This window comes from Rhizobium sp. Root483D2 (assembly GCF_001426685.1).
Classification (GTDB): Bacteria; Pseudomonadota; Alphaproteobacteria; order Rhizobiales; family Rhizobiaceae; genus Pararhizobium; species Pararhizobium qamdonense.
The window spans coordinates 34,288-48,372 of the sequence record NZ_LMFB01000018.1; the positions used below are offsets into that span (position 1 = coordinate 34,288).

Sequence of the window (14,085 nt, forward strand, 5' to 3'; positions counted from 1 at the left end):
GGCGGCGCAACCGGTGCCGGTGGCCCAAGGCAGGTATCCGTGGCATCCGATTTCAGTGCGCCCAAACTCTCCCGCCCCAAAACCTCGACGGTCATCCGGCGGATTAGCTATGAGGCGGGGCAGAACCTGCGGCTGATCACGGTTGGCGTGGCAGTCTTCATCATCCTGCTTCTGGGGGCGTCCTTCTGGGTGTCCAAGAAGGGGCAGGAGGCGGACGAGGCCGTGGCGCATACGGTCCACAATGAGCGGCTGATCTCGGTCGTGCAGTCCCAGCTCCAGGATGCGGAAATTGGCCAGCGCGGCTATCTCCTGACCGGCGATCCCTTCTATCTCGAGCCCTATGACAAGGCGCTGAGCGGGCTGGGCGCCAATGTGGAAAGCCTTGCGGTCGGCGTTTCCGACAATCGCCGCCAGGATGGCAATGTTGCCGTGCTGCGCTCGCTTGCGGCGCAGAAATTGTCGGAACTGCGCCAGACCGTCGAGCGCCGGCGTGCCGGCGATGAAGCCGCAGCCGTTGCCGTTTTGCGCAACGGGCAGGGCAAGGTGCTGATGGACGGGGTGCGCGACGTTTTGGAGCGCATGCGTGTAGAAGAGGAAAGCCTGATGACAGTGCGGGCCAACCAGGCGCGCCGCGCCGGGTTCGTGCTGGAGATGATGGTGATCGGGCTGGCGCTTCTGACGGCGCTGCTGGGCGTGATCGCGGTGCGGGCCTCGCTGCGGCGCGCGCGCTCGGCGGAGGCGTCCCGCGACGAGCTGCTGCAGCATCTCGACCGCAAGCTCCTGGCCATCATGGCCGCCGATATCGTCGGCTACAGCAGGATGATGGAGGGCGACGAAACCCAGACACTGTCGCGGCTCAAAGATGTGCGCGACCGCATCGATCCGATCATTGCCAGCCATAGCGGCAGCATCGTCACCACGGCCGGCGACAGCGTGCTGGTCGCCTTTGCCAGCGCCCTGTCGGCGATCGATTGTGCAGTGGAGATACAAGGGGCAATGGCGGCCGACAATGAGGAACTGCCGGAGGCCGAGCATCTGATGTTCCGCATCGGCATCAATGTCGGCGATGTCATCGTGCAGGATGGCGATGTCTTCGGCGATACAGTGAATGTGGCGGCCCGGCTTGAGCCAATGGCCGATCCCGGCGGCATCTGCATTTCACGTGCGGTGCGCGATCATATCCGCAAGCAGAGGCACCTGACGTTCGACGATCTGGGCTTTCTGAAGGTGAAGAATATCGCCCATCCGGTCAGCGCGTTTAAGGTGCGGTTCGATCCGGCGGTGCAGTTGGAAGCGTTGGGTTGATACTGGGTTTGTGGCGGCGTTTTTATATGGTTTCCTGCCACAAGGCCGGAGGTTGAGGAGGCCCACCCCCCCTTTGTCACTTCGTGACATCTCCCCCGCAAGGGGGGAGATTGTTCTTTTTCCCTTTTAGCCACAGAGCTAGCGGTTAATCTCCCCCCTTGAGTGGGAGATGTCGGCGTCGCCGACAGAGGGGGGGGTTAAACCAACCCCGATCTCAAATTCGACGGCCGCGCGATGAGGCGCTTACTGCAGCGTCCGTGGCTGCAGCTGGGCCGGCTGTTCGACGGCGACATTGGCGCCCGTGCCGGCGGCCTGGGCGTCAAGGCCCGTGGCAACGACGGAAACGCGGAATACGCCGTCCAGGCTCTTGTCGAAGATGGCGCCGACGACGATATCGGCATCCTCGTAGACTTCCTCGCGGATGCGGGTGGCGGCCTCGTCGACTTCGAACAGCGTCATGTCGGAGCCACCGGAGATCGAGATCAAGACGCCCTTGGCGCCCTTCATCGACACTTCGCTCAAGAGCGGATTGGCGATTGCCGCTTCGGCGGCCTTGGAGGCGCGGCTTTCGCCGCTTGCTTCGCCCGTGCCCATCATGGCGCGGCCCATACCCTTCATCACCGATTTGACGTCGGCGAAGTCGAGATTGATCAGGCCTTCCTTGACGATCAGGTCGGTGATGCAGCCGACGCCGGAATAGAGCACCCGGTCGGCAATGACGAAGGCGTCGGCAAAGGTGGTCTTGGCGTCGGCGATGCGGAAGAGGTTCTGGTTGGGAATGACGATGACGGTGTCGGCCGCTTCGCGCAGCCGCTCGATGCCTTCCTCGGCCGATTGCATGCGGCGCTTGCCCTCGAAGCTGAACGGCTTGGTGACGACGGCCACCGTGAGAATACCGGCATTGCGCGCGGCCTGCGCGATCACGGGCGCTGCACCCGTGCCTGTGCCGCCGCCCATGCCGGCGGTGACGAAGCACATATGCGTGCCGCCGAGATGATCCATGATCTCGTCGATCGATTCTTCGGCTGCCGCGCGGCCGACTTCTGGCAGCGAGCCGGCGCCGAGACCTTCGGTCACCTGCGCGCCGAGCTGGATCAGCCGGGTCGCCTTCGACATGGTCAGCGCCTGCGCATCGGTATTTGCAGCCACGAATTCGGCGCCCTGCAGGCCCTCGGTGATCATGTTGTTGATGGCATTGCCGCCGCCGCCGCCGACACCGATGACTGTGATCTTCGGCCTCATTTCCGAAATCACGGGTTTCTTGATCTCTGTCATCTTGTCTCCTTGGACGTAAGCGCGGCCCCGGCAAATGGAAGCGCGTTCCGGGGGCTGCATCGAATGCGAAGCGGAGCGGGCGCGAATCAGGCTGCCGCAGGTTATGCTGGCAAAAAGGCAGAGAGACGGCGCGGGTGCAAGAGTCACAGCTAAAATTGCTGTGCCGGCGAAGTTTCTGGGGGGTATCTGTCCCTTCTCCCCGGCGGGGAGAAGGTGGCCTGAAAGGCCGGATGAGGGGGACCGCAGGTGCGGAATGTGCCGGGCCGCCCCCTCATCGCCNNGCAGGGGAGAAGGGAAAAAGAGAGCGCAGGGCTCAGTTCGCAGCCGGCATGCCGGTGACGGTGAAGCCGTCCTTTCGCAACAGTTCGATGACGCCTTCGGTTCCGGGCAGATGCAGGGCGCCGACGGCCATGAAGGCGGCGCCTTGGTCGAGGATCGGCTTGGCGCGGATCGCCATGGTCTTGTTGCGGTCGGTGATGATGCGCTGCTCGAAATCGGCATAGCCTGCGTCATCTCCAGAGGATTTCTCGTCCGAAACGGCTTTCATCATCGGCATGATCATGCCGGTATCGCCGGAGAGGTAGAGTTCGGTCGTCGTTTCCATCACGTCGGTCACGGTGTCGCCGAGCGCCAAGGTTTCGATCAGCGCTTCCAGATGAAACTGCACCGGCAGCGCGTCCATGGCCTGCAATTGCTCGACGAGAGTTTCCAGACCCTTCAGGCTTTTCCCCTGGCTTAAGGCGTCTTGCGCCAGCTTCTTGTCGAGGAAGGCAGCGCCTGCGGCCTTGCGGCTCATTTCGCAGGCCGGCAGGGCAACGAAGCTGGCAATCATCCATGGCTTCATCTTGGCCACCAGCGTCAGCGGGATGCCGCGCGCCTTCAAGCCGGCCTCCAGCTTTTCCGTGTCTCCGGGTTTCAGGAAATCCTTGATCGTCTTGCCATCGGCAAACATCGTCAGACCCGGTTGCATCATGATCGCCGCTGCTGCCTTGCGGTCATCGACGATCTCGTCGGATTCGACGATGACGGTTTTGGCCGTGTCATAGGCCTGGCTGGCGCCTACCGGCATGGCCAGAACGCGCGGATCGGTCACATGCATGGTGCCGAGCAGATAGGATGGCGCAATGCCCGGCTTCTCGATCTTCCAGAACGTGCCCTTGCCGTTGGGAATGGCCGCCGCTTCCGTTTCCAGCGCCGCAAACCTGGCCGGATCAGAGACCTTCATTTCGGTGATCAGGTTCTTGCCGCCGCAGGAGGCATCCTCTGCCCGGGCTGGCGAGATCGACAGGAGGGTGACGACGAGGCTGAGCGCAAACAGGACATGCAGCGTGGCGATCAGCGCAAGGACGTTGTCGCCGAACCGGCCGGTCAATCGGTCTGCCAGGCTGCGTGCCGGTTTTGCCCAGTGCTGAAACATCGTCGATCCCGTCTGCGAAATATCAATCCGGCGATTCTAGCTGGACAGGCCTCACGGCCTGTTTAACAAAACTGGTTAATGACGGCTAACGGCCGAAATTCAAGCGCGCGGATGGGCGCGGTCGTAGATTTCAAGCAGCCTTGCCGAATCGACACCGGTATAGACCTGCGTGGTTGATAGGCTCGCATGGCCGAGCAGTTCCTGGATGGTTCGAAGGTCGCCGCCGCCGGCCAGAAGATGGGTGGCGAAGGAATGGCGCAGCGCATGCGGCGTGGCCGTATCCGGCAGGCCGAGCGCGCCGCGCATCTTCTGCATTTCGCGCTGAATGATCCCCGCCTGCAGCTTGCCGCCCTTGGCGCCGCGAAAGAGCGGGCCTTCCGGGCTAAGATGATAGGGGCAGAGTTTTTCGTAAGCGCGTACGGCATCGATCGCCGCCGATATCAGCGGCACGACGCGGGTCTTGCCACCCTTGCCGTGAATGCGCAACGCGCTCGGCGTTCCCGCAAAATCGGCGGGGGTCAGATCCAGCGCCTCGGAAATGCGCAGGCCGCAACCATAAAGCAGCGTCAGCACCGCCGCGTTGCGGGTGGCGATCCAGGGCTCCTCGGCAAGCTGTGCGTCGCTGGTGACGACCATCAGGGCATCGACCGATGTCAGCGGTTTCGGCAGCGATTTCGGCTGTTTGGGCGAGCGTACGGCGGAAGCGCCGGCGGCATTGGCAAGACCCTTCTTTTCCAGATAGCGCAAAAAGGAGCGTAAGCCCGCCAGCCCGCGGCCAAGCGTTCGGGCGCCGGCGCCGTCCCTGCGGCGGGATGCGAGGAAGCCACGCAGGTCGCCGGGGCGCAGCGCGCTGATATCGCTGAGCCTCGCCGGACCGCTGAGATGGCCGGTCAGGAAATGCAGGAATTGCCGTGTGTCGCGCTCATAGGCCTCGACTGTTTTGCCCGACAGGCGCCGCTCCTCGCCAAGGCCCGAGAGCCAGCGCTGGCGCTCGGCCATCAGTTCGGGATGACCTATGATCAGGAGTTCGTTCACAGCCATGCTCCGCGCGTTCGAGATGGCAGACTCTGCGCTCCCGCCGGTTATGTTTTTCCTAACGGCTCTTGGAATTTGTCATGCCTGGATCATATTCAACTGCGATAGCTCAAGCGCAGACGAGGCGGAAAAGCGATGGCGCGACGGGATTCGGCAGGCGGGTTCACCCATTTCGCGGAGACTTTGGCGCTGGTGTCGCATGGCCAGCCCGGCCATATCGTCGATACGCTGATTGCCGAACGCGGACAGCGCATCGTCAAGCATCCGCTCTGGCCGGTGCTGCGGCCGTTTCTCTATACGGTGCTGAATTACCGCAAGGCGATCGAGTTTGCCGATGCCGTCGCCAATGCGCCGGGCTTTCAGGCCTTCGAGCATCTGAGCCGGACCCTGTCTCTCAATATCCGCGTGCGCAATGAAGAGCGCATTCCCGAAAAAGGCGGCTTCCTCCTGGTCAGCAACCATCCGACCGGCATTGCCGATGGCATCGCGGTGTTCGATCTGTTGAAAAGCCGCCGACCCGACATGATGTTCTTTGCCAATCGCGATGCGATCCGGGTCAATCCGCGCTTCGTCGAGATGGTTATCCCGGTCGAATGGCGCGAGGATTACAAAAGCAAGCTGAAGGCGCGCGAAACCCTGCAGATCACCAACCGGGCGATCTCGGAGGGCAAGGCGACGGTGCTGTTTCCCTCCGGCCGGATCGCCTATTGGGCGGATGGACGGCTCAATGAGCGGCCCTGGAAAACCTCGGCCGTCGGCTTTGCCCGCAAATACAATCTGCCGATCCTGCCGGTGCATATGTCGGCGCGCAATTCCGGGCTGTTCTATTGGCTGGCGAAATGGTCGACGGAACTGCGCGACATGACGGTGTTTCACGAGCTCCTGAACAAGAAGGGCGACCTGTTCGATTTCACCATCGGCAACCTGATTCCGCCGGAAGTGCTGGATGGCGATCCCATGGCGGTGACGCGGGCGTTGGAGCGGCATACCGTCGTCGATCTCGCCCTTGACGGCGATGCGCGGTTCTCCAACCCGGTTCCGTTGCCGGAGATGATCGGGTAAATCTGCGTGATGCAGATTCGCTCGATGTTCGCCGCCAATTACCGGTCGCTCAAATCCATTCGCATGGATATGGCTGGCGTCAACCTGTTCATAGGCGAGAACGGCGTCGGCAAATCCAATCTCTACCGCGCCCTGCAGCTGATCCAGGCTGCCGTGCGCGGGCGGCTTGCCCATGAGATTGCCCGCGAAGGCGGCATGGCGTCTGCATTGTGGAGCGGCAAGCGCCGCAGCGGCGATCCCGTGCGGATCAAGCTCGAGGTCGAGTTGCTCGACGAGGTCCAGGCGCTCAGTTTCCTTTACCGGGTGGAGGCCGGATTGCGGCCGCCGAAAGCGGCTGCCGGTTTCGCGTTCGAGCCGCAGGTGAAGGAGGAGGAACTGAAGGCCGATGCCGGCCGGCCGGTGACCGTGATGAAACGGGCGGGGCCGGGCATCTTCGTCCGCAACGCTGCAGGCCGGATGGAGGAATATCCGGAGCAGGCGCTGACCTCGGAAACCGCGATCGCGCTGTTGGGGGATGCCGGGCATTATCCGGAGATCGGCACGTTCCGCCGCGCCATCGACGGCTGGCGTTTTTTCCATGGGTTCCGCACCGACCGCGATTCGCCGCTGCGCTCCCCCTGCCTTGCCGTCACCGCGCCGATGCTGGACGAGGACGGCTCCAATCTCGCCGCCGTCTTTGCAACGCTGTTTCATACCCGGCAGGACACGGTCGATCTCGATCGCGCCATTGCCGATGCCTTTGGCGGCGCAAGGCTCATCGTGCCGCAACCGCAAGAATTTGCCGAATTTTCGCTGGTCTTTCCGGATTTCCCGCTGCGCCAGTTTTCGCCGCGCGAACTGTCGGATGGACAAATGCGGTTTCTGGCACTTGCCGGGGCGCTGCTCTCCTATCGCAAGCCCCGCTTCATCGCGCTCAACGAGCCCGAAACCAGCCTGCATCCCGACATGCTGCCGGCGCTTGCCGACATGATCGCCCAAGCCTCCAGCGACAGCCAGATCTGGATCGTCACGCATTCGGAACTGCTGGCGACCGAAATCCAAAAACGCTGCGGCACCCGCCCGAAACGGGTCATCCGCAACGACGGCGCGACCTGGATCGAGGGGATGCGGCTGACGGGCGTGATCGATGAGGATGAGGATTGAAAACAAAAAGCCCCGCGATCATCTCGCAGGGCTTGTCTTTCATTCCATGCCTGAAAAATATCAGGCGATCTTCTGGCCGGTCTTGGCCCAGTCGGCCAGGAAAGTTTCGAGGCCCTTGTCGGTCAGCGGGTGCTTGACGAGGGCTTTCAAAGTGGCCGGCGGGGCGGTGATGACGTCGGCGCCGATCAGGGCGGCTTCCTTGACGTGGTTGACCGTGCGGATCGAGGCGGCGAGGATTTCGGTCTCGTAGCCGTAATTGTCGAAGATCTGGCGGATTTCGCGGATCAGGTCCATGCCATCGACGGCGATGTCATCGAGGCGGCCGACGAAGGGTGAAACGAAGGTGGCGCCGGCCTTGGCGGCGAGCAGGGCCTGGTTGGCCGAGAAGCACAGGGTCACGTTGGTCAGGTGACCATCGGACGAGAGGTTCTTGCAGGCCTTGAGGCCGTCGAGCGTCAGCGGTAGCTTGATGCAGATATTGTCGGCGATCTTGGAAATGACAGCCGCTTCCTTCATCATCTGCTCGTATTCGGTGGCCGCGACTTCGGCGGAAACCGGACCTTCGACGATGCTGCAGATTTCCTTGGTCACTTCGACGATGTTACGGCCGGATTTCAGGATCAGCGAAGGGTTGGTCGTGACGCCGTCGACGAGGCCCAGGTCATTCAACTCCCGGATTTCATTCACATCGGCTGTATCGACAAAAAACTTCATGGAATTCTCCCTTTCGGCGCTCGGGCGGACGATGCGCGGGCTGCTCTGTTGTTTCGGGGTTTTCTTTAACGCAATCCGGAGGCAAGGTCACGGCCGATGACTGAAGATTCGACCGATTTGTTTGACGACCTGTTCGCCCGCCGCGTCGTGCCCGTTCTGGTGCCGATGCCCGCCCCGAAACCATACTCCTATGCCGTGCCGGAGGGAATGGCCGTCGAGCCCGGATCGATCGTCCAGGTGCCGCTTGGTCCCCGGCAGGTGCTGGGCGTGGTCTGGGACGGGATCGACGACGGCAGCGTCGATCCGCAAAAACTGAAATCCATTACCCGCGTTTTCGATTGCCCGCCGCTGACCAAGGACATGCGCACCTTTCTCGACTGGGTCGCCACCTATACCGTTTCGCCACCCGGTCTCGTCGCGCGCATGGCGCTGCGGGCGCCCGCAGCGTTCGATCCCGAGCCGATGATCGAGGGTTTGCGGCTGACGGATGCCCGGCCGGAGCGGATGACATCGGCGCGCGAGCGGGTGATTGCGATGGCCGAAAACGGCTTGACCTGGACGCGGCCGGGACTGGCGCATGCGGCGGGAACATCCTCCAGCGTGATCGACGGACTGACGGCGCAAGGCGTGTTCGAGACGGTGTTCATGCCGCCGCCGCCGGTGGTGGCGGTCCCCGATCCTGATTATGTGGAACACCGGCTTGAAGGGCCGCAGAAAAAGGCGGCGCTCGATCTTCTTGCAAGCGTCGATGCTGGCGGTTTTTCCGTCTCGCTGATCGACGGCATTACCGGTTCGGGCAAGACCGAGGTCTATTTCGAGGCGATCGCCGCGACCTTGAAGGCCGGCAAGCAGGTGCTGATCCTTCTGCCGGAAATTGCGCTGACGGCGAGTTTTCTGGAGCGCTTTCAGGACAGGTTCGGCTCAAAGCCGGCCGAATGGCATTCGGATCTGGCACCGCGCACCCGCGAAAAAGTCTGGCGGCAGGTAACGGAAGGGGGCGTGCGGGTTGTGGCCGGCGCGCGCTCGGCGCTGTTCCTGCCGTTCGAGAATCTCGGGCTGATCGTCGTCGATGAAGAACACGACCCGGCCTACAAGCAGGAAGATCGCGTCTTTTACAATGCCCGCGACATGGCGGTGGTGCGGGCGCGGATCGGCGAATTTCCGGTCGTGCTGGTCTCGGCGACGCCGTCGGTGGAAAGCCGGGTCAATGGCGATCTCGGCCGTTACAATCCGATCCATCTGCCGACGCGGTTTGGCGATGCCGCGCTGCCCGATCTTGGCCTGGTCGATATGCGAAAACATCCCCCCGAGCGCGGCGGCTTTCTGTCGCCGGTGATGCTGCGCTATATCGGCAAGGCAGTGGAGCGGGGCGAGCAGGCGCTGTTGTTTCTCAACCGGCGTGGCTATGCCCCGCTGACGCTCTGCCGCGTCTGCGGTCATCGCTTCCAATGCCCGGATTGCTCCAGCTGGCTGGTCGAGCACCGGTTTCGCGGCCAGATCCAGTGCCACCATTGCGGCTATGCGCAAAAGACGCCGGAAAGCTGCCCGGAATGCGGCACGCTCGACCATCTGGTAGCCTGCGGGCCCGGCGTCGAGCGGATTGCCGAAGAAGTGGACCGGCATTTTCCCGATGCGCGCACCATCGTGCTGTCCTCCGATCTGATGGGCGTCAAGCGGCTGCGGCTGGAGCTGGAGGCCATCGCCAAAGGCGAGGCTGATATCGTCGTCGGCACGCAGCTGGTCGCCAAGGGGCACAATTTTCCGATGATGACCTTCGTCGGCATCGTCGATGCGGATATCGGCCTTGCCAATGGCGATCCGCGTGCGGCTGAACGCACATTCCAGCTGCTGAGCCAGGTGACGGGCCGGGCCGGGCGAACCGGCCTGAAGAGCTTGGGCCTGTTGCAGACCTACCAGCCGCAGCACCCGGTGATGCAGGCGATCGTCTCGGGTGATTCGGATGCTTTCTACGAGCGCGAGATCAGCGAGCGGGAAAAGGCGCTTCTGCCGCCCTTCGGGCGCCTCGCATCGATCATCGTTTCCGCCGATACCCGCTCCGATGCGGAGGGACATGCCCGCGGCCTGCGCCAGGCGGCACCCAAGGTCAGCGGCATCAGCATTCTGGGCCCGGCAGAGGCGCCGCTGGCGCTGATCCGCGGCCGCCACCGTTTCCGGCTTCTCGTCCACGGCCGCCGCAACAGCGACATGCAGGCTTTCGTGAAGACGATGATGGCCAACGGGCCGAAGATGCGCGGCTCGGTGAGCGTGCAGCTCGATATCGATCCGCAGAGTTTTTTGTGAAGGCCTGCCACCTGCATGGTCTGCGCGTCACATTATCCCTCTGGGCCTCGATTTTCACGCAGAAGGGATAATGCGTTGTATTTCAGGTGGATGCAGAAATCGGATCGTCTTCCCGGACATATCCGTCTGTGCGATAAGCGATTCGTCTGATCGAGCGAGGAGCATTGCGTGATGGAATTCTACATTCCGACCGAAACGGGAGAATTCCTGGCGTTTTGCGCCGCCGTGGTGACGTCGCTGCTCGGGCTCTTGTTTCTGTTTGCGCCGGGTATCGCCTTTCGGGCCTTGGGGATTGATCTGCGCGAGGGGCGTCGCGGGGGGTATGCCGAGGCGCGCTCGACGATGGGCGGGTTTCATCTGGGGCTTGGTATTGCAGCACTGCTGCTTGCGCAGCCGATGGTCTATCTGGCGCTGGGCGCTGCCTTTGCGCTTGCGGCGTTTGGGCGCATCCTGTCGATGCTGTCGGACAGCGGCAATACAGTTGTGAACTGGTTGTATCTGATCGTCCAGATCGTACTTTCGGCTTTACCCTTGGCCTATGTCTTTGGTTTTATCTGAGCCCGGCCAGCCAGCGCCTACAGAGCAGACCTCGTCAGCTCATACCCAATTTTTGTCAAAATTTGGCCAAACCGGGCGATCTTAAGCGCATTCGTGCGGTTCGCGTGTTGCGAGTCCAGATATCCTATGCTAGACGAACCGCGACTTGTGGGGGAAACAGGCCGCCCGGCCTGTATGTCCTTTAAAATATAGCAACAAATTCAAAGTGTTGGGTTTACGGTTCTCCGCAGACATCGCCCTTGAATTAAAATAAGAGAAGCTTGTGCCCGTGGCAGACACATCCCAGCTTATTTCCGGTGTTGCAGAAAGGTACGCGTCTTCGCTTTTCGATCTGGCCCTGGAAGCAGGTTCGGTAGAGAGCGTGGCGGCGGATCTGGACAAATTCCAGTCGCTGATCAACGAGAGCGCCGATCTGAAGCGTCTTATCGTCAGCCCGATCTTTTCTGCCGACGACCAGTTCAAGGCCATTTCCGCGCTGATCGCGAAGGCCGGTATCACGGGTCTGGTCGGTAATTTCCTCAAGGTGGTTGCACGCAATCGCCGCCTGTTTGCAGTGCCTGGCATCGTCAAGTCCTATCGCGAAACCGCCGCCCGTCATCGTGGCGAAGTTTCTGCCGATGTGACGTCGGCGCATGCCCTGACGGCCGCGCAGCAGACTGAATTGAAGGCGGCGCTCAAGGGCGTCACCGGCAAAGACGTGACGCTCAACGTCACGGTTGAACCCTCTATTCTCGGTGGTCTGATCGTCAAGGTCGGGTCCCGCCAGATTGACACTTCCCTTCGCACAAAGCTTTCTAGCCTTAAGCTTGCACTGAAAGAGGTCGGCTGATGGATATCCGCGCCGCGGAAATTTCCGCAATTCTCAAAGATCAAATTAAAAACTTCGGCCAGGAGGCAGAAGTCTCCGAGGTTGGCCAGGTGCTGTCCGTCGGTGACGGTATTGCCCGCGTCTACGGTCTGGACAATGTCCAGGCCGGCGAGATGGTTGAATTCCCGGGTGGAATTCGCGGCATGGCGCTGAACCTTGAAGCCGACAATGTCGGTGTGGTTATCTTCGGTGCCGACCGTGGCATCAAGGAAGGCGACACCGTCAAGCGGACCGGTTCCATCGTGGACGTTCCGGTTGGTCCGGAACTGCTCGGCCGCGTCGTTGACGCGCTCGGCAACCCGATCGACGGCAAGGGCCCGATCAATGCCAAGCAGCGCTCGCGCGTTGACGTCAAGGCTCCGGGCATCATCCCGCGCAAGTCGGTTCATGAGCCGATGTCGACAGGCCTCAAGGCGATCGACGCCCTGATCCCGGTCGGCCGCGGCCAGCGCGAGCTGGTCATCGGTGACCGTCAGACCGGCAAGACCGCCATCATTCTCGACACGATCCTCAACCAGAAGGCCATTCACGACAATGGCCCGGATGCTGAAAAGCTGTATTGCGTTTATGTCGCTATCGGCCAGAAGCGTTCCACGGTTGCCCAGTTCGTCAAGGTGCTCGAAGAGCGCGGCGCACTGAAGTATTCGATCATCATTGCTGCCACGGCGTCCGATCCGGCTCCGATGCAGTATCTCGCACCGTTCGCCGGTGCTGCGATGGGCGAATATTTCCGCGACAACAGCATGCATGCGCTGATCGGCTACGACGACCTGTCCAAGCAGGCTGTTGCCTACCGCCAGATGTCGCTGCTGCTGCGCCGTCCTCCGGGCCGCGAAGCTTATCCGGGCGACGTTTTCTACCTGCATTCGCGTCTTCTCGAGCGGGCTGCGAAGCTCTCCGACGAAAATGGCGCCGGCTCGCTGACCGCTCTGCCGGTTATCGAAACCCAGGGCAACGACGTTTCGGCGTTCATTCCGACCAACGTGATCTCGATCACCGACGGCCAGATCTTCCTTGAAACGGACCTGTTCTACCAGGGTATCCGCCCGGCCGTTAACGTCGGTCTGTCGGTTTCCCGCGTGGGTTCGGCCGCTCAGATCAAGGCGATGAAGCAGGTTGCCGGCTCGATCAAGGGTGAGCTTGCCCAGTATCGCGAAATGGCGGCATTCGCCCAGTTCGGTTCCGACCTCGACGCTGCAACGCAGCGCCTGTTGAACCGTGGTGCGCGCCTGACCGAACTCCTGAAGCAGCCGCAGTTCTCGCCGCTGAAGACGGAAGAACAGGTCGCAGTCATCTTCGCCGGTGTGAACGGTTACCTCGACAAGATCGCCGTCAACAAGGTTGGCGCGTTCGAGCAGGGTCTGCTGTCGTACATGCGTTCGGAAGGCAAGGACATTCTCGAGGCTATCCGCAAGGAGAAGGCAATCAGCGACGACGTCAAGGGCAAGCTCAAGTCTGCCATCGACACGTTTGCGAAATCCTTCGCCTGATCGGGTACCAGTTAGGACGGACAACGGATGCCTTCACTTAAGGATCTGAAAAACAGGATCGCCTCCGTCAAGGCGACGCAGAAGATCACCAAGGCGATGAAAATGGTCGCCGCGGCGAAGCTTCGGCGTGCGCAGGAGGCGGCCGAGGCTGCCCGGCCTTACTCGCAGCGGATGGCGATCGTTCTTGCGAACATTGCCGAAGCCGTGGGCACGGACGATAGCGCCCCTCGCCTGATGACGGGCAATGGCCGCGACCAGACGCATCTGCTTGTGGTCTGCACGGCAGAACGCGGACTTTGCGGCGGTTTCAACAGCCAAATTGCCCGCTTTGCCCGCGATCACGTGCGCAAGCTGCTCGCCGAAGGCAAGACGGTCAAGATCATCTGCGTCGGCAAGAAGGGCTTCGATATCCTTCGCCGCGAATTTTCATCGCTGATCATCGATCGTGTCGATCTGCGTGAAGTCAAACGGGTCGGCTTCGAAAATGCCGACCTGATCGGCAAGAAGGTCATCAGCCTGTTCGAAAAGGGCGAATTCGACGTTTGCACTCTGTTCTATTCGGAGTTCAAGTCGGTCATCAGCCAGGTTCCGACAGCGCTTCAGCTGATCCCGGCCGCTGCTCCTGCAGTTGCCAAGACCGACGAAGCATCCGCTGCGGCGATCTATGAATACGAGCCAGATGCGGGCGAGATCCTCAACGATCTTATTCCGCGCAACATTTCGGTGCAGGTTTTCCGGGCTTTGCTCGAAAATGTTGCGGGTGAAATGGGTGCCAAAATGAGCGCGATGGATAATGCCACGCGCAATGCCGGTGAAATGATCAACAAGCTGACATTGTCCTACAACCGTCAGCGCCAGGCTCAGATCACCAAGGAACTCATTGAAATCATTTCGGGCGCGGAAGCGCTCTAAGGTTA

The 14,085-nt window shown here is 61.6% G+C and carries 12 protein-coding genes; 8 read left to right on the forward strand and 4 right to left on the reverse strand.

The features are described 5' to 3' along the window. The first annotated feature begins 39 nt into the window (after window positions 1-39). A complete protein-coding gene (locus tag ASD32_RS15870; RefSeq protein WP_060639026.1) occupies window positions 40-1,305 on the forward strand; it encodes a CHASE3 domain-containing protein in 1,266 nt (421 codons plus the stop codon). Between the two features lie 243 nt (window positions 1,306-1,548). Here the strand turns inward: ASD32_RS15870 and ftsZ are convergent, their stop codons facing one another. From ftsZ to ASD32_RS15885, 3 genes are all read right to left on the reverse strand, one after another. Continuing rightward, window positions 1,549-2,640, reverse strand: coding sequence for a cell division protein FtsZ (gene ftsZ, locus ASD32_RS15875; RefSeq protein ID WP_348270740.1), 1,092 nt, complete (start codon window positions 2,638-2,640; stop codon window positions 1,549-1,551). A 253-nt stretch (window positions 2,641-2,893) separates the two neighbouring features. Next, window positions 2,894-3,997 carry a TraB/GumN family protein gene (locus ASD32_RS15880; RefSeq protein ID WP_082546790.1) on the reverse strand — a complete coding sequence of 368 codons (1,104 nt, stop codon included), beginning with the start codon at window positions 3,995-3,997 and terminating at the stop codon, window positions 2,894-2,896. A gap of 99 nt (window positions 3,998-4,096) precedes the next feature. Beyond that, window positions 4,097-5,038 (reverse strand): tyrosine recombinase XerC, encoded by a 942-nt coding sequence (locus ASD32_RS15885; protein ID WP_060639028.1) that lies wholly within the window; start codon window positions 5,036-5,038, stop codon window positions 4,097-4,099. Between the two features lie 129 nt (window positions 5,039-5,167). Between ASD32_RS15885 and ASD32_RS15890 the strand changes: the two genes are divergently transcribed. Both ASD32_RS15890 and ASD32_RS15895 read left to right on the forward strand, forming a co-directional pair. Continuing rightward, window positions 5,168-6,094, forward strand: a complete 927-nt coding sequence (locus ASD32_RS15890) for a GNAT family N-acetyltransferase (RefSeq protein ID WP_060639029.1) — start codon at window positions 5,168-5,170, stop codon at window positions 6,092-6,094. 9 nt (window positions 6,095-6,103) lie between these two features. Beyond that, window positions 6,104-7,237 (forward strand): AAA family ATPase, encoded by a 1,134-nt coding sequence (locus ASD32_RS15895; RefSeq protein WP_060639030.1) that lies wholly within the window; start codon window positions 6,104-6,106, stop codon window positions 7,235-7,237. Window positions 7,238-7,297: 60 nt separating this feature from the next. Here the strand turns inward: ASD32_RS15895 and fsa are convergent, their stop codons facing one another. Next, window positions 7,298-7,951, reverse strand: a complete 654-nt coding sequence (fsa, locus tag ASD32_RS15900; RefSeq protein WP_060639031.1) for a fructose-6-phosphate aldolase — start codon at window positions 7,949-7,951, stop codon at window positions 7,298-7,300. A gap of 96 nt (window positions 7,952-8,047) precedes the next feature. Here fsa and ASD32_RS15905 point away from each other — a divergent pair, with 96 nt between their 5' ends. The 5 genes from ASD32_RS15905 (at window position 8,048) to ASD32_RS15925 (ending at window position 14,080) form a co-directional block, all read left to right on the forward strand. Continuing rightward, window positions 8,048-10,252 (forward strand): primosomal protein N', encoded by a 2,205-nt coding sequence (locus ASD32_RS15905; protein WP_060639032.1) that lies wholly within the window; start codon window positions 8,048-8,050, stop codon window positions 10,250-10,252. A gap of 171 nt (window positions 10,253-10,423) precedes the next feature. Continuing rightward, entirely contained in the window at window positions 10,424-10,810 is a 387-nt protein-coding gene (locus ASD32_RS15910) for a hypothetical protein (RefSeq protein WP_060639033.1), read from the forward strand. Between the two features lie 262 nt (window positions 10,811-11,072). Continuing rightward, complete coding sequence (locus ASD32_RS15915; protein WP_060639034.1) at window positions 11,073-11,639, forward strand: F0F1 ATP synthase subunit delta; 567 nt, start codon at window positions 11,073-11,075, stop codon at window positions 11,637-11,639. After that, complete coding sequence (gene atpA, locus ASD32_RS15920) at window positions 11,639-13,168, forward strand: F0F1 ATP synthase subunit alpha (RefSeq protein WP_060639035.1); 1,530 nt, start codon at window positions 11,639-11,641, stop codon at window positions 13,166-13,168. Before ASD32_RS15915 ends, atpA begins: the two co-directional genes overlap by 1 nt. Window positions 13,169-13,195: 27 nt before the next feature. Next, on the forward strand, window positions 13,196-14,080 hold the full coding sequence (locus ASD32_RS15925) for a F0F1 ATP synthase subunit gamma (protein ID WP_060639036.1): 885 nt from the start codon (window positions 13,196-13,198) through the stop codon (window positions 14,078-14,080). The last annotated feature ends 5 nt before the right edge of the window (window positions 14,081-14,085 follow it).